Consider the following 23602-nt stretch of genomic DNA (forward strand, 5'->3'; position numbering starts at 1 on the left):
AAAGAGGGCGTTAATCAGCCATCTTTTGGCTTTCATAACTGCCCTCCCTACGCTACCCGCCAAGCGTCGCTATTCGCTGCAACAGCGGTTCCCGATATCTGGACCATACCATGGATGCCTCTTTGCCAATGACATCCGCATGACGTACCGATCCCATTCCCCCATGCCACCGATAGGCAGTAAGCGGTTCGTTCAGGTATGGGAACCGATGACCATTCAGTATAATCCGCATCCAGAGATCCAGATCATGTGTGTAGGGCAGAAGTTCATCGAACAGCCCTACTCCGCTGAACAGATCCTTGCGAATCATGACCGTGCAGCCATTGACCGGATTGCCGTGGACAAACCGCCGCAGTAAGTCCAGATCCGACATCGGTTCAGGTCCACCATGCATTTTGGTAACGGCCGAATGCTCGTTGATATAGTGAAAGTTCGTATGAGAGACAAGCACATGCTCACGCTGCATAAACTCCAACTGATAACGAATTTTATCGGGATAAAGGACATCGTCTGAACTAAGCCAGGCTACATAATCACCAGAGGCATGACGGATACCATGATTAAGTGCCGAAGCTGTCCCGCCATTGCTTTTCCCAAGCACATGAATATAAGGAAGATAAGGCTGGAGCAGCTCTGCATGCCGGGTGGAACCGTCATTCACGACAACGATCTCCACATCGGAATACGTCTGGTTCAGCGCACTCTGAATTGCTTGAGGCACATAAGGGCAGTTGTAGAATGGAATGACAATGGATACTCTCGGATTCAACTTGTCGTCCTCCCTTGCTGGGCACGAACATCACTCAGGATATCCTGAAGTGATGTGGCAAATGGAATCATCGGCTGCCAGCCAAGCTTGCGCAGCAGTGATAATTCCTCCTGTTTCCCCGAACCGTCCGGACCAGATGATGCCCCATCCCAGCGAACAGGGACTTCCGCTTCTGTCATGGACAAGAGCAGATCTGCAATTTCACCTAGACTGCGCTCGACGCCAGACACCACCGGGTATACTGTACCGCTGGACCCCTGTATCAGGAGGGTTGCATACGCTCTGACTGCATCCCGCACATCGAGAAAGTCACGGGTATTGTCCCGTCCGGACAGACGGAATGCCTCCGTTTTGCCCGTCTGCTCACAGGCAACAACATGGCGTGCAAGCAGTGAACAGATGCCTGTGGAAGGACCCGCACCAATCAGATTGCCTGGCTCCGCCAGCATGATCTGTTGTCCGAAGAGCGACATCCACGACAAGGACACCATCTCTTCCAGCGCTTTACTGAGACTGTATGGATGCGGAGGCTGGGGAATCCGGCCAGGTTCCGGCGTATATTTTAACCTTGATCCTACAATAACGGTTCGTGCTGTCGGACAACTGCGAAGCGCATCCAGCAGATACAGCACGGCCATCACATTGGTCTCCAGGACCAGTAGCGGATCAGACCACGAATCAGGCACTGAATTTTTGCCAGCGAGATGCAGCACATAGTCGGGTTGCACCTCACCGATCAGATGACGCACTTGCTGTTTATCGTTCAGATCACAGACATGGACTTGTGCACCTTTACCAAATGAATACACATCCGGCCTCCGGACTACCGCCGCAACCACTGCACCAACTTCCCGAAAATAAGATACGGCATGTCGCCCGGTAAAACCGGAGGCGCCTGTAATTAGCACTTTCTTGCCTCTCAGCTCTGCTCCATCCATAATGCCAACTCCTTCAGCATTGTAGAATAATCCGGCAGGTCTGTCTTCACATCCTCGCGAGTGGACACCAGTGTACGGTCTTGCACTACACTGTCATCACGCACAATCGTCACATCCTGCTTATCCCAGGTCTGCTTGAACAATATAAGCAGATCATGCTTGCTGACAGGTGCCGGATGAGCTAAGTGGATCAGACCACTAACCGAGGAGGCCAGGTAATGGTCTACCCATTTGGCCAGCTCAAGTGTGGTCACACCGTTCCAGAATACGCGGGTATACCCCCCGACTTCACCTGTGCTGGACATAAACCATTGCATCAGACCAATGCCGCCCTGCCGAATCTCGGGTCCAATGATGGATGTACGGATCGTCAGATGACCTTCATCCTGAACTTCGCCAAGTGCTTTGGTGATGGCGTAAGCTGAAGTCCCATCCGTAACATCATCTTCCCGGTATGCTCCCCGTTCCCCGCTGAACACACAGTCCGTGCTGATATGAATCAGGCGTGCACCAATCGTATCAGCAACCCGCCGCAGACGATGTGGCAGGAATCCGTTAATATGATATGCAGTAATTTTGTCCTCATCTGCGAAGTTGTTCAACACACCTACAGCATTAATAATCACATCCGGGTGCACAGCTTCTACCAATCGATCAACCATGAAGCTGTCGTTCACATCCAGGAGCAGACCATTGGGGTCCGTTACATCCCGAGATGTGTAGAAGACGCTGTGTACACCTTGACGGCGGAAATAGTCGACCAAAATATGGCCGGCCATTCCGTTTCCACCAAGTATCAGCAGTTTCATGACAAGAATCCTCCGCGTTTCAGAATTTCACGAATCTCCTCTTTGGTCATGAGTTGGTGTTCAGAACTGAAACTGTTAAAGGAGACCGGGGGACAATTGGTATAATGTTCACGCAGACCCGGTATACCCAGGGTAGGCAGAATAACCAGGTACTGCTCATCGTAGACAACGGTGGTCATGCTCTCGAATTCACTCATCAATATTTCATGGATTTTCTCCCCTGGACGAATGCCTCGTTCCACAATGCTCACATTCTCCACACCGGAATCCTCAATCAGCACTTCCGCGAGATCAACGATTTTGCAGGTAGGCATCGTCATGACAAAGATCTCTCCGCCGACACTTTCCACCGAAGCTTTGAACAGCAAGGTAATTGCATCCTTCAGCGTAAGAAAGAATCGAGTCATACTCATATCCGTGATGGAGACCTGCCCTTTCTGGCGAATCTGATTCTTGAACAGATGTACCACACTGCCGTTTGTTCCCAGTACATTCCCACCCCGTACCGTAACAAACTTGGTATCGCTGTGTAACAAGTTTGCATATACAATTAATTTCTCGCCGATCGCTTTTGTCATGCCATAGAAGTTGGACGGATTGGCAGCCTTGTCAGTCGAGATATAGATTACTTTTTCCACCTTGTTCTCAATAGCGGCCTCAATTACGTTCTGTGTACCAATCACATTGGTTTTGAGTGCTTCGTATGGTTGGTCTTCACACACCGGAACATGCTTGAGCGCAGCCAGATGAAATACATAGTCCACATGCTGGCAAGCCGCCGTCAAAGCGTCCTTGTCACGAATATCTCCAATCCGGAAATGAAGACGTGAGTCTTCAAATTCACGACTCATAGCCACCTGGCTTGACTCGTTCCGAGAATATACAATAATTTCTTTGGGCTGCTGGGGCAGTAGTTGAGCCACAAGTTCATAACCCCATGATCCCGTACCGCCAGTCACGAGTATACGCTTATTTTCAAACATGCATTTTCCCTCCAAGCAGAAATTTAACCACTTTACTGGATACATCTGTGGCTTTGTAACCTTGCGGGCAATCCCAGTCGCTAGACATCTTTGTCATGACTTTCACGCAATCAGCGATGCGTGCGGCATCCAGACCGGAGACTACATTGCTGCCGCAATCGACCGTTTCCGGCCGCTCGGTAGTTCGACGCATCGTTACGGTCGGCACGCCCATAATGCAACACTCCTCCTGCACGGTACCGCTATCCGTAAGTGCACAGCGTGCATGACGTTCAAGCATTACAAAGTCGAAGAATCCAAACGGCTCGTGAAACTCCACCAGCGGGTTCATCTCCAGTTGCAGATGCTCCGCAATCCGGATCGCGGTACGCGGATGAATACTGCAGATCACACGCAACCCGTGTTCCTCTGCGACCTGGTTCAGTCCTTTCATAATCTCCAGCAAATGAGGGGCATGATCCACATTCTCGGCTCGATGCGCAGTAACCAGGAAGTATTGCCCGGACTTCAGCTTGAGCTTTTTGAGTATTTTGCTGGAACTTACTTGCGCGTCGTAGTGCTGCATTACTTCATAGATGGGATTGCCCGTGAGCACGATGCGCCTGCTTGGTACCCCTTCACTGACCAAATGTTTCTTGCTCTGTTCCGTGTAAGGCATATTAACGGTGGAAATGGCATCAATAACCTTACGATTTTTCTCCTCAGGCACATCCAGGTCGAAGCAACGATTACCTGCTTCCATATGAATAACAGGAACACCCATGCGCTCAGCCAATATTGCACATAATGCGCTATTGGTATCACCAAGCAACAGCAATTTATCGGGTTTCTCCTGCAATATCAGATCTTCCATCTGCGTAAACATCGAGGATAACTGTCGTCCCAGAGTGGCCACTTCATCCTGAAGAACGTAATCCGGTGCGCGCAGGCCCATTTCCTTGAAAAAGAGACCGCTGAGACTTTCCGTGAAGTTCTGTCCCGTATGCACCAGAATATGTTTGGACGCGTACTGGTCCAGCTTGGAGATGATCAGGCTGAGCCGTATGATCTCAGGTCTCGTACCCAGCACCGTCATGATCTTCATCGTAATCCCTGCCTTCATCTTGTATTGGAACCCTTGCGCCCTGCTCGGCTACGTCCCGCTTTGGCAGATTTGCGTCTGCGACTAGCCGATTTCCCCATATGCGGACGTGGTCCCTTCGTTGTACGAGTTTTCCTCTTACGTCTGCCAGTTCCGGAAGCAGGCTTCAGCCCCTCACGGTCTCGGCGAGAATGAGGTGCAAGTGGCTTGCGACGACGTTTCCGCGTTTTGCCCCTCTGTTGAACCGGCTTTGCAGCCGGGCCAGTACCTGAGGCAACAGGAGCATCGTGCCCCAATGCGATTGGAGGTAATGAGGAATGTGGTAACGCCTGTATGACGGTCAGTGGGAATAATAGTGCTCGAACCGTAGTCGGCTCCAGGACCAGTACAGTGCGTAGTCCTCCCTCCCCATGGGTATACACAGGTCCATTCGGAGGTTGGATATAAGCAAACCATCCGGGAAAACGCAATAACCACTGTGTCACCATCGTATGCAGTTTCGTTCGGTAGGTTTCAACGCCGTAGAGCCTTTCCGCTTCTGTCCGATTACGCCACCCCGTATTTGAGGCCAGCTCTGCATCATTCAGCAAGGTTGTTGCCAAAGTGACAAGCGCTTCGGTATCACCCGGCGGGGCCAAAAATGCATCACTGCCTACGGATTCCATTAATTCCTTCAGTCCACCCTGAGCGAAAGCGATGACCGGTTTGGCAAAATAGAGCCCCTCCAGTGCGGTCATGCCAAATCCTTCTTTGACCATGCTTGGGATGACCAGGATATCCATCGCGGTATATGCCAGAGATACGTTCTCTTCAAATGTGGTGAAGGTAAACCGGCGTGAATACCCGGATTTTTTCACCCGTGATACACACTCGTCGTAGTACTTTTTATCCGATGCTGCCCCGATGATCCAGAAGCGACAGCGCGAATGTGTTTCACAGATTCTCAAAGCCATATCCACAAAAGGTTTCAACCCTTTGGCATCATATATAAATGAAGAAATATAACCGATACAGGTCTGCGATGATTTGAAACCGAGCTCTTTACGCTTGCGTTCGCGCAGATGAACCCAGCGGTCCGGTGCTGGTAGCGCGGGTTCCCAAGTTGGGGATATGATGGTCACTTTGTCACCCATGCCGGCTTCTTGGAATGGGGCTACCGCTGTCTCGGATATACCGATAATCCAATCCGCGTAACGGCCAATCATCTGGATTGCCTCGGTTGTATGTTCATTCGTATGAATAATCTCGGTAATCTTCCAGATAATCGGAATCTGAAGCGACTTCGCCGCTACTGCCGGCATCACATTGACACAGGTATTCGTTAACACGAGATCGGGAGCAGTCTCTCGTATTAGAGAGACCACTTCCTGATATGCTGGTGTATGGCGAAGCTGCTCTGCATCATCTGCAATGCCCAGGTAAGGTGTGTACACACCGTGAAGCATCGGCAGAGTGCATATTTTGACCTGAATGCCGAATCTCCGCGCAAGCCCCGCAAGCTTCCCCTCCTGAGGGACTACGAGCACACATTCAAAGATCGCACCGATCTCTCTCATAAAATGAAGCAGCAGCTTCTCGGCGCCTGTAATGCTGCGAGTATTGCACACATGTGAAAATAACATCATCTTTGGTTTCGTTGCCATGGCCGCACGGACCCTGTAAACGGGTATCGGATACAGGGTACTGTGCACACCTCCTCCCGGCCAGAATTAAGGGAATATGATGGTTAACATTTCATTAATTCTTTTGCCATACGTGTGGTCTTTCAGTGTACGTTCAAGTCCACGAAGTGCAATCTCACGGCGTTCCTTTTCATGAGTAAGATAATATTCCACTTTGTCGAGTAACTCCTGCGGCGAGGAATATGTCTCAATCTCCACACCCGGTTTGTAGAAACGTGCAATGTCATCCCGGGCGTCGGTCAGCTGTAGCGTCGTGGACGCGGCAATTTCAAACGTTCTCGGGTTCGGTGAAGCTGGCGGGATTTTGAGGTGATTATTATTGACGGAATCATCTTCGTGGGATCGATGCAGGTTGATGACAATTTTCGTGCCATTGTACACATCATTGGTCTCCGGCGGACTCATCCAGCGCCCGAGCTCAATCTTCTCTCCATAGGCAGTATAGTCAGGCAGACGGTCCCACCAGATTCCGTTAAATACCGTATTGTGTGACATCAACTGAGGCATGATTGGATTGAAGAAGTATACCCGGTTCCAATAGGCCGAGCCGATAAAGCTGACATCCCGTTTTAACGGGGAAGGTGTTGTAATCGGAAAGTAATGATTAGTGAATGCGGCAAAAGGGAGGTAGTGAACTGACGCGCAGCCGATTTGTCGATATAGATCAATACAGTTCAGTTCCAACGTGAAGACATGGTCAAAATGTGTCACAATATCCAGCGTCATATCTGTATAATACGGGTCATCCGTGAGCCAGATCGCCGTCTGAATGCCCGCTTGGCGAATCGCATCGATATGCTCGATGGGGATATCCATTCCATCCAGCACAAGCACAAGATCAGGACGCGTCTGCAGCGCAATTTCAGAAACCGGTTGACGCGGATCAGAGAGGGTTACTTGAGCTACCATACCCTGTAGCGTGGCCATAATGGCCTCATCCAACGGGGAGTAAGGGAAGCCTTTACCCGAGGATACATACAGCACGTGAAGCTGTCGGAAAGGCAACGGTTCCTGTGCACAATTCACAATATAGTTGGCGCGACCGCGCAGATATCCTTCTTCCTTACCTGCGTCATATCCGGCATGTTGCCCATTTTTGCGTGCTTGATCAGCCAGGCTCAGTACGGGTGCATGAACCTTTTTGGTTTTACGGTGTTTGAGAGACATACCGCCACTCCTTTATTTTTTGGGATAGGGTTCTTGTTAATGCTGCACTTCAGACGGGGATTACAAATGTTCCAGCAACTGACCGATCCGGCGAGTGAATGTATGCTGGTTCATCGTGGTGAGAAGTCCACGCCACGCCATCGCCTGTCGTTCTTCTTCATGCTTCAGATAATAGTGGATCTTGCGCTGAAGTTCTGCTGCGTTGGTGAACGTCTCGATGTCATATCCCGGCTTATAATAACGGGGTAAATCTGCACGTGCATCCGTAATCTGCATTGTGCCACATGCGCTAATCTCATACGTGCGTGGATTAATCGAGTGACCTTCAAGATGATGTGTGTTGCGATTGTCTTCCCCATTCTCGCAAGTCCGGTGAATGTTAATGACAATCTTGGCGCCATTGTAATAATCCACTGTCTCTCCAGGAGCAATCCATCCTTCGTGGATGAAACGGCCTAGTACATCAAAGCGTGCCAACCGATTCCACTGGCTACCCGCAATGAATACCTTTTTGTCCGCAAGAAAAGGGGCCAGCTCATCAAACAAGGCAATCCGGTTCCAGAATCCGGTACCGATAAAACAAATGTCATGCTGATGCTGCGGTGCCGCGCGCCGCGGTTGAAACATGCCTGGATTCACCGCGAGTGGCATATAGATGACCTGGTTCGCTCCATGTGCCAGATAGAAGGGCACCGCGGCCTCTTCATGCGTGAACACGACATCATAGTGCTGGCAAAGGGACGTTGTATCTTCGGTGAAATACGGATCATCCACAAACCACACGGCAGTTCGGATACCGAGTGCACGTATGCCATTCACCTGCTCCACATGATCTGCGGGAAATACATGCAGACCATTCATGACGAGCACAACATCGGGCCGATGCTGACTGGCTTCCTGCAACATCGCTGCTGGCGATCCAACAACGCATTCACGTACAGATTGCTGCAGAGCCAAGGTGACACCTTCATCGATGGCATCGAATCCTTGCGGGATATATAACACTTTCATGTCCCGCAGGGTCGGTTCAAACATCTGCACCCGCTCCATCATGGCCTGACAGCCGCCGAATCTGCGGCCTTCTGCATATCCGCCGCGGTAAGCCGTTTCCGCTTCGGTCAGCGGACGGTGCTTTCGTTTTGCCACATTCTTCACCCTGTCTTCCTTCAGGAGATCTCACTTCCAGACTCTCCCCGAGATTGGTCTTCCCTCTAAAGGATATGCCTCGGGGTCAGATGCATCATGGACGGGTGTCCTGCAAGGCGCAAAATTGGCGCTTGCCCTCCACATCCGCCTGTACGGGCATGTCCGCTTTTGCGGCGATGCAAATAGCCCGGAGGGATCTGTCCCCCGGGCTAACTGCTAGACAGGTATCATTCCATGCAGAAATAATCCTGTCTACTCGGTTACTGTGCTTTGTACGCCAGCTGATGTCCGTCCTCGAATCCCTTGGCGAAACCCGCGTTGAATCCCTCGTTGTACGCCTCGTTGTATCCCTGGCTGTAAGCACCGTCCGGGTTCGGATCGGTAGGGGTAGCCGGGACGACTGGTTGTACGGCCTTTGGACTCCGGTGCCGCCGTACCGCACGTTTCTTTTTTTTGAGCCACGCACTGCGTCCTTTAAGTGGGCGTTTGTGAAGAACACGTTTGGCTCTGAGCGCACGCAGCTTGCGAATTTTGCGCAGACGGGCTCCACGGATTAACAAAGCTCTTTTGGTTCTCAGTCTTATTTTCTTCTTCTTTAACATGTCAACATTCCTCCTGTATGTCCCGAACGATACGAATTGCACACCCGGGGTCTTTGAGCCACGGCAAGCCAGGCTCCCCATGCTGGATTCGGGCCAGCCTGATTCCCGTAACCATACGAGACATTTCTGCCTGATAGCGACTCAGCAAACGAATGTTCTCGGCCAGACTGCGGGCGGATACTTCCGAATGAGCGGTTACACTGGCTACACTGTCCAGAATGCGTGCCAGCGCCTGCTGACTGTGTGCAATGGATTCAATGAGCGCCAGTTTGGCTTCCTGCTCACGCCGCATCAGACTCATTTTCCCATGTCTCCCAGATCCATGCCGCCAAACATGCCACCGTCCATACCGCCGCCATCTTCGCTATCGTTCTGCACCATCACCGCTTTGAGATTGTTGCACAGTCCGGTCTCCATCCGGGTTAATCCTTCCAGCAATTCCACCAGCTGATCATGCATTTTGAGCGGCTCGCCTACCTGATCCCCATGCGTCAGAAAGGTATCCCCATTCAAATGATTCAGCGTCCAGTTCCGTACCTTCTCGGCCTCAATCGCTTTTGCCTCCAGGATCAGGGCAATATTCCACTGCATTTTGGCTGCTGCGTCCAGCATCAGAATGAGACTCTGTTCTCTACTCATGTTCCTTCACCCGCCTTCCGGGCTTATTCTTCTTCTTGAACCGCGATCTCCCGCATGACTTGGGTCAGCGTTTCGGCTACAGCCTCTTCCAGATCTGCAAGGCCCCCCAAGTAAGAGATAATGCTTTTGTTGATTTGCCCAGAGCTATCCAGCAGACCGTCAACGCCATCCAACTCCGGTTCGATATCTGGCAAATGATTGATGATTTCAGACATGCGTACAGCGACTTGGCGTTTGGCATCCAGCACACGTGCGATCTGCTGGTGAGAGTGTGCAATATGTGTGATAATTTCATCGATTTTGCTCTGCATGATCCTCCTCCTTACCGTCACGGCCTGCTTCACCCATAGAAAAACCCGGCCTATCAGCATTTGCCTGTTACAGCATATGCCGGGCCGGGATCGTCAGTTACTACAGCTTGCGCCTATATCGTCAGATGACATAACTCCAGTCGGAAGAATATCGACTGAGGAATTGGCGAGTACGTTCCTGCTTTGGACGTACAAACACCTCTTCCGGGGTTCCTTCCTCCACAACGGAACCTCCATCCATGAAAACAACCCGATTGGCCACCTCACGGGCAAACCCCATTTCATGGGTGACTACAATCATGGTGATCCCCTCCTGAGCAATGGAGCGGATGACAGACAACACCTCACCCACAAGCTCGGGGTCCAGCGCTGATGTCGGTTCATCAAACAAAATCACTTCGGGATTCAGTGCCAGTGCTCTGGCGATGCCCACTCGTTGCTGTTGCCCACCAGACAACATACTTGGATACTCATTGATTTTGGCAGACAGTCCGACTTGTTCAAGCACACGCAAGGCACGAGTACGGGCATCAGCTTTGGACATTTTCTGGGCAATAATTAAACCTTCCGTGACGTTATCCAGCACAGTCTTGTGTTTGAACAGATTATAATGCTGGAACACCATCGCCGTTTTTCGTCTCAACTGCACAATGTCATGTTTGCGTGCATGCTTGCAATCGACGCTTAATCCACTGATCTGAACCTCGCCCTCATCGGCACGTTCCAGAAAATTGACGCAGCGCAGCAGCGTTGTTTTACCTGATCCGCTCGGTCCAAGGATCGCAACGACATCGCCCTGTTCAACAGTCAGATCAATTCCCTTCAATACTTCCTGCTTGCCAAATGTTTTGTGTATGTTCGTTAATGTAATCATGACACGCCTCCTTTGCTGTACACGGCAACCCGACGCTCAAGCAAAGCGGTGATCCGCTCGGCAATGATGGTCAGCCCCCAGTAGATAAACGCGGCGGCGATAAAGGCCTCCAAAAATTTCAGACTGACGGATGCCACCACATCCGCTTTACCGAGGATGTCCATCTGAGATACGGTAAAAGCGAGTGTTGATCCATGCAGGAACCCGACAAACATGCTGCACAAATTAGGCAAGACCGCCCCGATCGCTTGAGGGATGATGATGCGCCTCAAAGCCTGGAATGTGCTCATACCCACAGCGTGAGCGGCTTCCATCTGGCCGATATCCACAGCTAGAATGCCAGAACGGATAATCTCGGACATATAGGCACCCGCGGTGAGCGAGAAGGCAATCAGTACAAATACGAGAATTGGGATCGATGAGGATTGGAAAGCCCAAGCGTAACGTTCCGCCAGCTTATCGATAATCATCGGAATGCCGTAATAGATGAGGAACAGATGCATCAGCATCGGTGTTCCACGCAGGAATGAAACGTAGAAGTCAGCAATGCGGTGAATCCACCGCACACGATAGATACGAATCAGAGCCGTAGCCAGACCGATTCCGAAGCCTGCAATCAACGGCACAATCGTAATGACGAGTGTCAGTGGCAATGCCTTCAGGATTTGAAAAAAAGAGGTATAGATAAACTGGAGATCAATCGACATATGCTCACCCCGCTATTCGTTTCAGTGAGAGTTCAAAAAGTCTGGTTTTCATCTTCGATGCTGATGATGCCGCCAGGCATGATTCGTAATCAAAAGCGGACTTTTTGAACAACCTCTTTCAGGCGTTTGGCTCGAATTGCCGGTTTGTGTACAACCCTCTTGCGTTCATGACGCTGGAGTCTGCGTTCTGCATAGGCAAATCCTTTTTCAAGCACAATAACAATGACATAATAGACCACAGACAGACTGATATACACTTCAAGTGCATGCGATGTAGCCGAAATTAACGTCTGCCCTCTGCCCACCATATCCATGACACCAATGGAGAAGGCCAAAGAAGTATCCTTTAATGAACCGATTAACGTATTGGCCATGTTCGGAAAAGCAACAATCAGTGCCTGCGGAACAACAATCCGCCGAAAAGACTGGAATGTGGTCATGCCCGCAGCATAGGCAGCTTCCGTCTGACCTTTATCCACACTGCGCACCGCTCCGCGAAAGATCTCGGCAAAGGATGCCGCGTCACTAAGTGCATAGGTCACAATGACAAATAACAACGGGTCGGTTCTCGACAGGTCGATGCCAATGGGTTTGAGCAGCTCGGGAAGTCCGTAATATACCAGGAACAATTTGATCAGGATCGGTGTGCCCCGCATGAATGAGACGTACAGGGTAGCCAACTGGCTTAGTACCGGAATCCGATACAGCCGGGGAACGGTCAGAAGCACGCCGCCCACCAGTCCGAGCACGATGGAGCCACCCAGTACAATCAGTGTTATATGCAAATATCGTAGCAGTTCCGGGATGAAATCCAGAACCAATGACAGATCAAATGATTTTCCCATTACCGCTGCACACCTTTCTCAGACTACTCTTCAACCGTATAGTCAGCTCCAAGCCACTCTGTGCTCAGTTTGCCTAATGTTCCATCTTCTTTGACCGCTTTGAGGGCTTCGTCCACTTTGGTTTTGAGCTCCTGCTCATCTTTGTTCAGAATGAAGTACACTTTGGAATTGGAGAGGGCATCTCCTACCGTTTTCAGCTGAGCATCAATCGCCTTATTCTGATAATCAATGGCAAACTGCGTGCTGATGGTGGCATCCACCCGGCCTGTTTTGATCTGGGTAATGGTATCCTCACCTGCTCCGGAATAAACGATATCAATCCCGTTGCCGTTCGCTGCATTCCATTTCTCAGCAAGTACAGCCGCATTACTTGTAGCACCAACAATCAGTTTTTTCCCTTTGAGATCCTCAATCGATTTTACTTCCTCATTTTTCTGACTTACGACAATTTTATTTGGAAAAATATTATAGGCTTCATCATTAAACAGGAACTTGGCCTGTCTCTCATCATTCACTTCCATCTGGTGAGCGATCAGGTCAATTTTTTTCGTTTCCAGACTCAGCAGCAGGTTTTTGAAATCCATGGTGCTGAATTCGAATTCGTACTCAGGCAAACGTTTGTCGATCTCCCGGATCAGTTCCACATCATAACCTGTTAACTTGCCATTCTCATCAATGAAGCAGACATTCGGGAACTGTGTACCTGTTCCTACAATGATCTTTTTCACTTTGGTGTCGCCTGCTGCCGAAGCAGATTCTGAATCATTGCTTGCAGTTCCTGTGCTGCATCCAGCCAGTACCGCCAGCATTGTAATGAACAGCAGTGCTGTCCGGAATTTTTGAATCCCCCGTTTTTTAACCATTCTCAATCTCCTCCACAGGCTGTTATCACAGCGAATATGATGTGCACTCCCATTCCTCTTCCCATTACCAAACCATTCTTACTTGTATAGTCGGAATTAGGTTGAACAAAGAATATCATTACAAGTCATCTTGGGGCAATAACTAAACTAATAGGACATCCTGATATGGTTATAGGACTTCTCTATAGTACAAGAAAAAGCCATCCCCCATATCCATTGGCGGATGGCTTCTTCCTGTATGTCTCTCACTGATTATACCATTTTGGCGGTGCATCACTTGGTGTGTACACTACTCATCTATCTGCGACTCGCCCATTTAATTTTACGTGCAACTTCCACTCGCTGTAATTGTAAGAGACCGATCCGTTCCTCGAACTTCTTGCGTTCGTCCATGGAATGAGCGGCATGAATCTGGTGGCACAGACCTGTCAGTTTGCTGTTGATGTAATCAAACCGTGTCCATAGTTCCTCTTCAGGTGTGCGTTGCTGCTCCGTCGCCGTCTGAAATATTTTGAGTTGGCGGATAAGGGATTGTTGCCATTCCTGATCCTGAATTTGGATGGCAAAATGCAAAAGATCCAGATAGTCATCAATTTGCAACGAAACGCCGTAATCAGATTTAGTGTTCATCGTCGTCTCTCCTTATTTCAGTACTTGGCTGGAATCCATTACTTCTATCTTACAGGAACAAGCCCACTGAAAGCGAGTACTGAACGATTAAATTTCGGGAAAATTTTTATTTTTTTATGTTAAAACAGCTTTACATTTCCATTAAGACCAATTTGGCAGGATATTGATATTGGTACATATGAAATTGGTAATAAAAAACCCGCGTTAAGAAATAAAGTTGTTTCCTCAAAACGGGTTTTTCATCATTTTATATATAATATAAACACATATCAAATTAGTCATTTTTCCCATCTCGCTGCTGTCTGGTCATCAGTAACATGAGAAATGAGATGATGATAATGGAAACAGTCCACGCCCAGGCCATGGTCTGATTGCCCGAATCCACAGCGACATAGATTGCCGTAGGTACCGTTTGTGTTTTGCCCGGAATATTGCCTGCAATCATCAGTGTGGCTCCGAATTCCCCGAGTGCCCGGGCAAAGCCCAGGATGAAGGCGGTCATCAAGGCTCTGCCTGCGAGCGGCAAGGAAATGTAACGAAAAACCTGCCACTCATTCGCCCCAATCGAACGTCCCGCATCTTCCAGATCCCGATCCACACCGCTGAATCCTGATTTCATGGTCTGATACACGAGTGGAAAAGCAACCACCACCGAAGCAATCACCGCAGCCCACCAGGTGAAAATAACCGGTGCGGAGAATATGGCTTCAATCCATTGTCCAAACAGACTTTTACGTCCCAGTATGACAAGCAACAGAAATCCAACCACCGTCGGAGGCAGTACTAGCGGTAGCATAAATGCCGTTTCCAGCAACGTCTTCCCCCGAAATAAAGTACGCGACATCTTCCAGGCTATCGCGATTCCCAGCACAGTGGCCACCACGCTGGATAACAGCGCAACCTGAAGCGACAGGCGCACCGGTGACCAGAATACGGACCAGTCTATGGCGTTCACATTCATTCGGGAATCGTGAAGCCGTATTTCGCGAAGATATCCAGTACTTCAGGAGTTTGCAAATACGCATAGAATTGTTCGGCCTCTGTACGGTGTTTTGTTCCTTCAATAATGCCTATCGGATAATTGGCGGGTGTGTAGCTGTTCTTGTCCACCTCAAACGCAATGTTCACCTGATCCGAAGTAAGAGCATCCGTTTTATATACAAATCCTGCATCTGCATTGCCTGTCTCTACATATTGGAGAACCTGTCTAACATCTTTCCCCTGCACAAGTTTGCTCTCCAGTTGATCCCACAGTTTGGCATTCGTCAAAGCTTCCTTCGCATAGGTTCCCGCAGGCACACTTTCCGGAATGCCAATAGCTACCGTCTTAATGGAGTCATTTGTGAGATCCTTTTCGCTGGTTACGGTATGGGTCCCATCTGCTGGCACAATTGCCACCAGTGAATTCTGTAGCAAATTCTTTTGGTCGTCCGAGGCAATCAGGTTTTCATCTACTAACGCATTCATATTTTTTGTTGCCGCCGATACAAAGACATCAGCCGGGGCACCCTGTTCAATCTGCTGTTGCAAGGCACCCGAGGCGCCAAAGTTAAAGTTAAGTTCTATATAAGGATTAGCTAGCTCATAATTGCTTTCAATCTCTTTCATCGCATCGGTCAGACTGGCCGCCGCAGAGATCGTCAGATCTACCGTTTCCTGCGGATCGGTATTTCCTGCTGATGAACTTTCACCTGATGCCGCTGGCGTTGAGGTCGTTTGTTCTGCACCTGTGGATGTATCCGTAGTGCCCGTGCTTGTGCCGCAACCAGCCAATACAAGAGACAGTCCCAGTGACATACTTCCCAACACATATCCGATTCTCTTTCTCATTCATTTCTCCCCCAACGTTATATTTAGATATAACTAGTTATAATTGATTATATCTAATTATACACAAGACAAAAAAAAATGGGAAGGTGATTAAGATCACATTTGATTTTTGTTATCTGTCCTATGCGTTTATTACGTGTTCTCAAGTTTATGGCATCCCTCAATTAATGGTATAGTACAAGAAACATTCCATTACGATGAATGATCGGATCATTACCTTTGAAGGAGGATCTTCACTTATGACGGAGGAGCAATCCTACACAACCGAAGAAATATCCAAGCTGCTCAAAATATCGAAACTAACGGTCTATGACCTGATCAAAAAAGGAGACCTCGTCGCATACCGTGTGGGTAAACAAATGCGAATTGATGCAACCGATCTGGAGGCATATAAACGTCGCTCCAAGCAACTTCAGTCCTCAGGTCAACGTATCCCGACCTCTGCATCAGGGACCCAGCCAGGTCATGGTGATTCTCAGGGAACTTCCTTACAATCAACTACTCCGGTTGGGTCTGCGCATGCGAATACTCCAGCGAGTTCTGCTCATGCAATGCCTGCTGTACCACGGCATCTGGTCATAACAGGTCAGGATGTCAGTCTGGATATTCTAATGCGCCATATGGAAAAACAAACTCGGGACATTCGTCCGCTACGCTCGTTCATGGGTAGTCTGGATGGGCTTATCTCGATGTATCACGGTGAGTCCGATCTGGTCAGCACCCATCTGCTCGACGGAGATACCGGTGAGTATAATCTGCCGTATATTCGCAAAATTCTGACGGGGCGGTCCTATGTTGTGGTAAACCTGCTGTCACGTCCTGCCGGATTGTATGTACAGCGTGGCAATCCACAGAACATACAGAATTGGACCGATCTGAGCAAGCCTGATCTTCGACTCGCTAACCGGGAGATAGGTTCTGGCGCGCGAGTATTGCTGGATGAGCAACTTCGGCTGCATGGAATTCCTGCCGCAGGTCTGATCGGATATCAAGTCGAAGAAACCAGTCACATGGGCGTGGCTGCCAAAGTCAGTTCAGGTGAAGCTGATGTCGGAGTTGGCATTGAAAAGGCTGCACGACTTGTGGGTCAGGTTGATTTTGTCCCGCTCACTCAGGAGCGCTATGATCTGGTCATGCTGAGGAAGCAAGGTAATGAAGCTTGGACAGAATCTGTACTGCGAATTCTCCAATCGCCGGAGTTCAGGCAGGAACTGCAATCATTCGAGGGATATGATGTATCCAGGACAGGTGAGATTTTGTACGAAGCATAGGTATACGAAATGTAGACAATAACAGCCTATACTCAACGTGTATTCAACATCACATCATGCATATATAAAACGCCTTGCATTCGCTGCAAGGCGTTTTTGGTGTTTCTTTCTATATAACGCATGATATGGATGAATGAATTTCTTAATGTGGCAAATCAATCTCCAGGATGAATACACCGTACGCGGGCATGTTGATCTCATTCTGAAGTGTTGTACCCGACAGTAACTCTGTGGCCTCCTTCTTAAGCTGGATGGCCACTTGGTGATCCGAGTAGTTGAGTAAAAATACATAAGCTTTATCCTTACCGGAACGGATACCAAGCTCAACTTCGGACGGTACCTCTACCAGGTCACCCACAGGTGAAGTTAGCCCTATTTCATCTAGTAGAGCATCAACGACCCGTTCATTGTAAGCCGCTCCATAATACCATACTTGCCCCTGACCTACCGTACGTTTGGTCAAAGCAGGACTACCTGCATAATATTCGGATGTATACTCAGCCATGACCTGCACGTCAGCATGCTCCACATGAAGAACTTCGTTAAATCCGGCCGTTGACGTTCCCTCCTGAAGCCGCTCACTCGCCCCATTCCAATGCAGTTTGGCTGCTGGTATGGTTCCTTTGATTAAGGTAAAGTCCTCTACGGTTACACCACACAACTCAGCGACAGCCCCAGGGAACGGTCTCATATAACAATGCCCCTTGAGATCCTTATATCCGGTGCGCGCACCGAAAAACAGAGTGCCTCCTTGACTGACATAGGCTTGGAGAAGTTCTGCTGTCTCGTCTGTCATAATGGCCGGGTGAGCATAGATGATCACCTTATATTCGGATAAATCCTCCAGTGTTGTCGTTGGTTGCAGTGTAACCATATCAGTCGGAATATGACGATACTGGAGCTGCTTATACCAGGAGCGTACACTCTGTTGCTGAAGCGGACCGTGCCACTCGTCCAACTCCCCGTCCCAGATGTTATCGTAATCCTGTAGGATCGCAACATCGGCTTGATATGTAGTGCCCGCAATAACACGCCCGATCTTGGCAAACTCTTCCCCTACTTGTGCAACCTCGCGTACCCTTCTGTTGGGCTGATTATGGTAATCATTGATGCCATGCCAGTACATCTCGGTGCCAAATGTTGCCGTCCGCCAGCGGAAGTAGACGAGCAGATCCGTACCATGCAGAACGGATTGATACGACCATAATCGGATCTGTCCCGGTCTTGGCGTACCCATGCCTATACTGTCAACCCAGCCTCCTGGCCCAGACTGTTGTTCCATGACGCAGAAGTTCGGTGACATGTTGCGTACGTTCGACAGTTTCATGCTCCAGGCCCGATCTTGTAATGAGTTATCGTCTGTCCCTGGGAAGATCGTGGCAAACTGCGGATACGAATCATAAGAGAAGAAATCCAATAAATCCTCTGTCATTTCATGATTATCCAAGTGTCCAAACGTACCGTTTGTTGTGATCCAATGCTTCGGATCCAGTTCCCGAATGATGTCCACCTGAAGCTTGGCAAATGAAATGGTATTAGCTGAGATGAATCTCTTTTCATCTAGTGCCAAATGAGGATTTGGCGATTGGCTGACCATATTTCGGGTAAGGTGAACTTGCTCCCAGTCGGTATAGGTCTGACTCCAGAAAACGGTTCCCCAAGCCTGGTTCAGATTCTCCAACGATTCATAACGATTCTTAAGCCATTCACGGAAGGCGACATGGTCCGCCTCAGCATAGAAAACATCCATATGACAATTGAATTCGTTATCGATCTGCCATCCAATAAGAGCCGGATGATCTTTATAGGCAATCACCATATTGCGCACGATTTTTTCACATTGCTGTCTGTAGATTGGGCTACTGTAATTGGTATGACGCCGCATACCGTGTTGATACAATACCCCGTCCTTATTTGCGTTTAATACTTCAGGATATTTTGATGTTAACCATGCTGGTGGAGTTGCAGTAGGTGTTCCCAAAATAACGCTCAAACCATATTGATGCGCCAGATCCAGTGCCTTCTGAAAAAAACTAAAATCGAACTGGTCTTCTTCCGGTTCAAAGATGGACCATGCAAATTCAGCCATCCGAATAACTGTGATATTCATCTCTTTCATTCTACGGAAATCGTCCTCCCACAACGCTTCCGACCAGTGCTCAGGGTAATAACAGACCCCCATTTTCAATTCATCCATTTGGATTGATTTTGCCACCTTTAATTGCCCCCTTAACCTGCCATATTGCCTCCATTCTATTGGAACCTTCACATATAATAAATGACAAGATTATGCGACTTATAATAAAATATTGTCATTGTCCAAGATTCAAATAACAGTAGGCTGAATTGATTTCAGTTCACTACATAAAAATATTGCGTTCAAATGGAGGATGCACGTGAAAGAACACATCTTTCTCCCCAAGCCGGTTTTCCCCAGACATGTATGTTTTCCCGATTTTATTGGAGGGTACAGTGACTTTCCGAAACATTATGTGAATCGGGAATATCGAACCAAAGAAATTAATTTGGATCAATGCTACAATTTGCACATTGTCCTGGACGGTAAAGGATTCCTGGATACGGGAACCACTCGTTATGAGCTAACACGAGGGCAGGGATTTCTCTATGGTCCCGGTCTCAGACAAACCTACTACTCCGATTTGGATGATCCGTGGAGTATTCGTTGGATTCATTTTTACGGCATTCGTCTCGAAGAACTGTTAAACGGAAAAGGCGTTGACGAGCCATGGCTGTTTCAATGTTCCAACTTCCCGGTGGTTACCGCGCTCATGGAGCGATTACTGGAGCTAGGCAGAGGCTATCAGGTGGAGGACGAGCACAGTGTGGCAGCTACACTCTATGAACTTCTGACCCGATTGCAATCCGCAGCGAGCCAAATCAATGTTTCGTTAAATCACACTTCAGAGCGAATTCGTGAAGCAGGGAATTATATTCGCTCCCATAGTAACGAGCACATTACACTAGACCACGCTGCCGGGATTGCCGGATACAGTACAACATACTTTAGCCGAAAGTTCAGTCAGACGTTTGGAATCTCTTTCCCTGAATTCCTCTTGGAATCCAGGCTACTACATGCGAAACAGCTACTCGCAACAACCAACCTTTCCATTAAGCAAATTACGCTGGAAACGGGATTCTCTCAATCAAGCTACTTCATCCGCTGTTTTAAAACCCAGGAAAACGTAACACCTATGCAATTTCGAATGATGCACAATCATTCGTTATAGGCACAACGTTACTTCCTCATGCTGATGCAAAAGAAGACTCTGCATACAACATGCAGAGTCTTCTTCGGTCATTTTTCACAAATGTTCATTTGTATCTTCGTCCTCGTCAGCCTTATATTCCAAAATATCTCCAGGCTGACAATCCAGTGCTTTACAGATGGCATCCAGAGTGGATAAACGGATCGCTTTTGCTTTTCCCGTTTTTAATATGGAAATATTGGCAATCGTGATTTCAACTCTCTCGGCAAGCTCGGTAACTGACATTTTCCTCTTTGCCAACATCACATCAATATTAATTATAATGGCCATATATTCACCTCAGACCACTAGGTCATTTTCTGATTTGATATCAATCGCTTCCTGTAACAATCTTTGGAGCACAGCAGAAAACACTGCGATGACCAATGAAGCAAAAACAGGAACCATTCCCATTAGAATGAGGCCTGGGGCATCATCTTTCTCTGCTACAACATAAACAAAAGGCAACATCACAAAATAAAGACTACTGATTACAATAGCACAATATTTTATTGTTTTTAAGGATTTCACTGACATTAGAGAGAACGCTTCATTTTTGTCGATGTAGCTCAGCAGACGGAATGCCTGGTACAGTGCAACGATAAACGGAATAACTGACACATACATAATAATCACTATGGGGTATAGTGCACCTGCATAATTCGGATTCACCGGATTGTTCGCTAACCAGGGTATGCCGAATATACATAAGGCAAGAATGGGAACACCAATAAGCAACACGGCCAATTTTAAAAAGATGGTTGTACCTCGCTTCACAAAAAGCACCTCACTTGTTTTAAGTGATATGAATTTATCATAATATTTATCGTTTTACAATAAATTTTTATTGTAAAACAGATTTCATTTATTCTTTTCCCCACTAAGGAAGAAAGATTAAAAGATCGTCCCCCTCTTTGCTTCAGTGATTCTTGGACACAAAAAAAGCCCGATGCTAGCCACTGATGTCGCTAGCTCGAACTCGATTGCATATACGCCATATTTGTCTGAATTAACATTAATTTTCGTGAAGGAAGTATTCTCTTAAGCGATCTCGCTCACGTACGCCAGAACAGTCCAGCTTCATCCCGTTCCACCTGCTCGAGCACATTCTCAAAATCGGAACAAGGTGTAATAACATCTACCGGATTCCAGCTGCTCTGTTCATCTCTGGCAAACACCTTCCACTGATTTTCTTCCCAGTAAAATCGGGCAATATGCATCTTCTCCCATTGATACCGTTCCTCGGCGGGTCTTTCTTCGGTCAGGATCAATTCATTATCATTCATCTCATATGTCAACTTCACCATCGTTCGCAGTGGCGCAGGAACCTTCTCGTGAATATAGCCATTCATCACCGACTGAATTCTTCGTAACGTAAACGAGTCCAACATGAAGATGCACACCCTTTCAGCAAAGTACACTCCTTGATCATTTTACCAACTGGATTTTGTTACGCCAGGAATCTGCCCTTGATGAGCCAGTTCTCTGAACTTAATGCGGGATACCTTGAACTTGCGTAGATAACCCCGCGGGCGGCCTGTTACTTCACAACGGTTCTTCAAACGAGTCGGAGATGCATTCCGCGGCAATTTCTGCAATGCCTCGTAATCCCCTTTTTCCTTCAATTCCAGGCGCAGGTCCGCATATTTTGCCACGATCGCCTGACGTTGCTTCTCACGTACCACTTTAGATTTTTTAGCCATGAATTATAGCTCCTTTATCCCTTGAATTTATGTTTATAAATTGAACTAAAGAATATTTACACTGCACACTCCGATGACAGAACAACCTTCCGATCGCTGTTATCCCCAGATTTTTTAATTCCTTTTATAAAGGGGAAATCCGGGGATAGCGTATGCTTCCGATGTAGCTTTCTTGCAGAAAGCTTGTAGGCGAACGCTCCGCTTCTTCAGGTCCTTTCTGTCCTCTCCGACTTATACAGCTTCCACAGGCCATGGCAGTGGATTATCAAAATGGCCCCAGTCTGCCAGCATTTCTTCATCACTAAGCAGGCACTGGTCCAACTCATCTTCAATGCTCGCACGTTCCATGTCGATTCCGATCATGACAAGCTCCGTCTGGCGATCTCCCCACTGGGCATCCCATTTCTCCAGAACATCCGGCTCGTTACGTAAAATCTCTTCTTTGTCCGTTTCCGGCAACGCCGCGACCCAATGTCCCGCAGGACCAAATTGAATGGATGGTCCCGCCTGACTCAGGCTTGCAGCAACATCTCCTTGGGCGGCAAGCCATACCAAGCCCTTTGCACGTACCACTTCTTCCGGCCAGTAACTCATGAATTCAGCCAGACGGGAAGGGTGGAATGGCTTTCTGCGGCGATAAACGAAGGAAGCAATGCCATATTCCTCCGTTTCCGGTGTATGCGACTCCTTCTCCAGCTCCTGAATCCATCCAGCGGACATGCTCACTTTTTCAAAATCAAAACGGCCTGTATTCAGAATCTCAGACGGATTCACCTGTCCATTCTCAGTGCGAATGATTTTGGCATTAGGCTGTAGCTTGCGGATGATGCCTTCCAGTTTATTCAGCTCGGTGTCATCGACCAGATCACATTTGTTCAGCAGCAGTACATCACAGGTTTCGATCTGATCAATCAACAAGTCTACGACGTCACGGGTGTCCTCATCTCCGGTCGCCTGATTACGATCCAGAAGACTCTGTCCTGATCCAAAATCATGCCAGAATCGATTGGCATCCACCACCGTTACCAGACAATCCAATCGGGCCAGGCGAGTTAGATCAATACCCGACTCCTCATCGGCGTATGTAAAGGTCTGTGCAACTGGAACAGGTTCACTGATGCCAGTGGATTCGATCAAAATATAGTCATACTTGCCTTCGTTCACCAGCTTCTCAATCTCCTGTATCAGATCATCCCGCAAGGTGCAGCAGATACAGCCATTCGATAACTCCACCAACTTCTCTTCGGTTCGAGACAAGGTTGCCTCCCCCTTGACCAGCGCTGCATCAATATTGACCTCACTCATGTCGTTGACGATTACGGCAACCTTAAGCCCTTGTCTGTTGTTCAACACGTGATTTAAAACGGTTGTTTTCCCTGAACCGAGGTAACCACTTAGTACGGTTACCGGAATTTGCTTTTGTGTCATAGATCTCGACTCCTTATATGTGCAGTCTGCGTAACCCAGACTTTAATAGTAATTATTA

At 48.3% G+C, this 23602-nt stretch carries 27 protein-coding genes; 2 read left to right on the forward strand and 25 right to left on the reverse strand.

Annotated elements, in window-relative coordinates; genetic code table 11:
- Nucleotides 1–52: 52 nt before the first annotated feature.
- The 19 genes from MHB85_RS25160 to modA all read right to left on the reverse strand — a co-directional run bounded on the left by MHB85_RS25160 (nt 53) and on the right by modA (nt 15876).
- Nucleotides 53–769 carry a glycosyltransferase gene (locus MHB85_RS25160; RefSeq protein ID WP_192136282.1) on the reverse strand — a complete coding sequence of 239 codons (717 nt, stop codon included), beginning with the start codon at nt 767–769 and terminating at the stop codon, nt 53–55.
- The gene (locus tag MHB85_RS25165; RefSeq protein ID WP_192136283.1) at nt 766–1707 is read right to left on the reverse strand and encodes an NAD-dependent epimerase/dehydratase family protein; all 942 of its coding nucleotides are present in this window, start codon (nt 1705–1707) and stop codon (nt 766–768) included. The genes MHB85_RS25160 and MHB85_RS25165 overlap by 4 nt, the downstream gene beginning before the upstream one ends.
- Nucleotides 1689–2516 carry a dTDP-4-dehydrorhamnose reductase family protein gene (locus tag MHB85_RS25170; protein ID WP_339284143.1) on the reverse strand — a complete coding sequence of 276 codons (828 nt, stop codon included), beginning with the start codon at nt 2514–2516 and terminating at the stop codon, nt 1689–1691. Before MHB85_RS25170 ends, MHB85_RS25165 begins: the two co-directional genes overlap by 19 nt.
- Nucleotides 2513–3499 carry a polysaccharide biosynthesis protein gene (locus tag MHB85_RS25175; RefSeq protein WP_341073871.1) on the reverse strand — a complete coding sequence of 329 codons (987 nt, stop codon included), beginning with the start codon at nt 3497–3499 and terminating at the stop codon, nt 2513–2515. The genes MHB85_RS25170 and MHB85_RS25175 overlap by 4 nt, the downstream gene beginning before the upstream one ends.
- On the reverse strand, nt 3492–4583 hold the full coding sequence (gene wecB, locus MHB85_RS25180) for a non-hydrolyzing UDP-N-acetylglucosamine 2-epimerase (protein WP_341073872.1): 1092 nt from the start codon (nt 4581–4583) through the stop codon (nt 3492–3494). The genes MHB85_RS25175 and wecB overlap by 8 nt, the downstream gene beginning before the upstream one ends.
- A 14-nt stretch (nt 4584–4597) precedes the next feature.
- On the reverse strand, nt 4598–6223 hold the full coding sequence (locus tag MHB85_RS25185; protein ID WP_341073873.1) for a glycosyltransferase: 1626 nt from the start codon (nt 6221–6223) through the stop codon (nt 4598–4600).
- A gap of 66 nt (nt 6224–6289) precedes the next feature.
- Nucleotides 6290–7429 (reverse strand): CgeB family protein, encoded by a 1140-nt coding sequence (locus tag MHB85_RS25190; RefSeq protein ID WP_091020900.1) that lies wholly within the window; start codon nt 7427–7429, stop codon nt 6290–6292.
- A 60-nt stretch (nt 7430–7489) separates the two neighbouring features.
- Entirely contained in the window at nt 7490–8584 is a 1095-nt protein-coding gene (locus MHB85_RS25195) for a CgeB family protein (RefSeq protein ID WP_091020899.1), read from the reverse strand.
- A 251-nt stretch (nt 8585–8835) separates the two neighbouring features.
- Nucleotides 8836–9177: a hypothetical protein gene (locus tag MHB85_RS25200; protein WP_091020898.1), complete on the reverse strand. Its 342-nt coding sequence runs from the start codon at nt 9175–9177 to the stop codon at nt 8836–8838.
- Nucleotide 9178: 1 nt separating this feature from the next.
- A complete protein-coding gene (locus MHB85_RS25205) occupies nt 9179–9478 on the reverse strand; it encodes a hypothetical protein (protein WP_017692511.1) in 300 nt (99 codons plus the stop codon).
- Nucleotides 9475–9816, reverse strand: a complete 342-nt coding sequence (locus MHB85_RS25210; RefSeq protein ID WP_017692510.1) for a hypothetical protein — start codon at nt 9814–9816, stop codon at nt 9475–9477. The genes MHB85_RS25205 and MHB85_RS25210 overlap by 4 nt, the downstream gene beginning before the upstream one ends.
- Before the next feature lie 23 nt (nt 9817–9839).
- The gene (locus tag MHB85_RS25215) at nt 9840–10127 is read right to left on the reverse strand and encodes a hypothetical protein (protein WP_017692509.1); all 288 of its coding nucleotides are present in this window, start codon (nt 10125–10127) and stop codon (nt 9840–9842) included.
- A gap of 121 nt (nt 10128–10248) precedes the next feature.
- Nucleotides 10249–11001, reverse strand: a complete 753-nt coding sequence (locus MHB85_RS25220; protein WP_091020897.1) for an amino acid ABC transporter ATP-binding protein — start codon at nt 10999–11001, stop codon at nt 10249–10251.
- Nucleotides 10998–11708, reverse strand: coding sequence for an amino acid ABC transporter permease (locus MHB85_RS25225; RefSeq protein ID WP_091020896.1), 711 nt, complete (start codon nt 11706–11708; stop codon nt 10998–11000). Before MHB85_RS25225 ends, MHB85_RS25220 begins: the two co-directional genes overlap by 4 nt.
- An 89-nt stretch (nt 11709–11797) precedes the next feature.
- Nucleotides 11798–12553, reverse strand: coding sequence for an amino acid ABC transporter permease (locus tag MHB85_RS25230; RefSeq protein WP_091020895.1), 756 nt, complete (start codon nt 12551–12553; stop codon nt 11798–11800).
- Nucleotides 12554–12576: 23 nt separating this feature from the next.
- On the reverse strand, nt 12577–13398 hold the full coding sequence (locus MHB85_RS25235) for a transporter substrate-binding domain-containing protein (protein ID WP_411736443.1): 822 nt from the start codon (nt 13396–13398) through the stop codon (nt 12577–12579).
- Between the two features lie 315 nt (nt 13399–13713).
- The gene (locus tag MHB85_RS25240) at nt 13714–14046 is read right to left on the reverse strand and encodes a hypothetical protein (RefSeq protein ID WP_091020893.1); all 333 of its coding nucleotides are present in this window, start codon (nt 14044–14046) and stop codon (nt 13714–13716) included.
- Nucleotides 14047–14320: 274 nt separating this feature from the next.
- Nucleotides 14321–15007 carry a molybdate ABC transporter permease subunit gene (modB, locus tag MHB85_RS25245; protein WP_091020892.1) on the reverse strand — a complete coding sequence of 229 codons (687 nt, stop codon included), beginning with the start codon at nt 15005–15007 and terminating at the stop codon, nt 14321–14323.
- Nucleotides 15004–15876 carry a molybdate ABC transporter substrate-binding protein gene (modA, locus tag MHB85_RS25250; RefSeq protein WP_091020891.1) on the reverse strand — a complete coding sequence of 291 codons (873 nt, stop codon included), beginning with the start codon at nt 15874–15876 and terminating at the stop codon, nt 15004–15006. Before modA ends, modB begins: the two co-directional genes overlap by 4 nt.
- A 239-nt stretch (nt 15877–16115) precedes the next feature.
- Here modA and MHB85_RS25255 point away from each other — a divergent pair, with 239 nt between their 5' ends.
- Nucleotides 16116–17147: a substrate-binding domain-containing protein gene (locus MHB85_RS25255; RefSeq protein WP_091020890.1), complete on the forward strand. Its 1032-nt coding sequence runs from the start codon at nt 16116–16118 to the stop codon at nt 17145–17147.
- Nucleotides 17148–17289: 142 nt separating this feature from the next.
- Here MHB85_RS25255 and MHB85_RS25260 read toward each other — a convergent pair whose 3' ends face one another.
- Nucleotides 17290–19362, reverse strand: coding sequence for a beta-galactosidase (locus MHB85_RS25260; protein WP_341073874.1), 2073 nt, complete (start codon nt 19360–19362; stop codon nt 17290–17292).
- Nucleotides 19363–19537: 175 nt separating this feature from the next.
- On the opposite strand from MHB85_RS25260, the gene MHB85_RS25265 reads away from it, so the two are divergent.
- Entirely contained in the window at nt 19538–20395 is an 858-nt protein-coding gene (locus MHB85_RS25265; protein ID WP_341073875.1) for a helix-turn-helix transcriptional regulator, read from the forward strand.
- A gap of 75 nt (nt 20396–20470) precedes the next feature.
- Here the strand turns inward: MHB85_RS25265 and MHB85_RS25270 are convergent, their stop codons facing one another.
- The 5 genes from MHB85_RS25270 to MHB85_RS25290 form a co-directional block, all read right to left on the reverse strand.
- Nucleotides 20471–20704, reverse strand: coding sequence for a helix-turn-helix domain-containing protein (locus MHB85_RS25270; RefSeq protein WP_192136288.1), 234 nt, complete (start codon nt 20702–20704; stop codon nt 20471–20473).
- Between the two features lie 9 nt (nt 20705–20713).
- On the reverse strand, nt 20714–21190 hold the full coding sequence (locus MHB85_RS25275; protein ID WP_036605833.1) for a DUF2975 domain-containing protein: 477 nt from the start codon (nt 21188–21190) through the stop codon (nt 20714–20716).
- Between the two features lie 278 nt (nt 21191–21468).
- Nucleotides 21469–21804, reverse strand: coding sequence for a DUF3024 domain-containing protein (locus MHB85_RS25280; RefSeq protein ID WP_091020885.1), 336 nt, complete (start codon nt 21802–21804; stop codon nt 21469–21471).
- Between the two features lie 42 nt (nt 21805–21846).
- Nucleotides 21847–22116 carry a 30S ribosomal protein S14 gene (gene rpsN / locus MHB85_RS25285; RefSeq protein ID WP_124117611.1) on the reverse strand — a complete coding sequence of 90 codons (270 nt, stop codon included), beginning with the start codon at nt 22114–22116 and terminating at the stop codon, nt 21847–21849.
- A 231-nt stretch (nt 22117–22347) separates the two neighbouring features.
- Nucleotides 22348–23544 carry a GTP-binding protein gene (locus tag MHB85_RS25290; RefSeq protein ID WP_341073876.1) on the reverse strand — a complete coding sequence of 399 codons (1197 nt, stop codon included), beginning with the start codon at nt 23542–23544 and terminating at the stop codon, nt 22348–22350.
- Nucleotides 23545–23602 lie beyond the last annotated feature (58 nt).

This window comes from Paenibacillus sp. FSL K6-4396, assembly GCF_038002525.1.
In the GTDB taxonomy this organism is placed as follows: domain Bacteria; phylum Bacillota; class Bacilli; order Paenibacillales; family Paenibacillaceae; genus Paenibacillus; species Paenibacillus amylolyticus_B.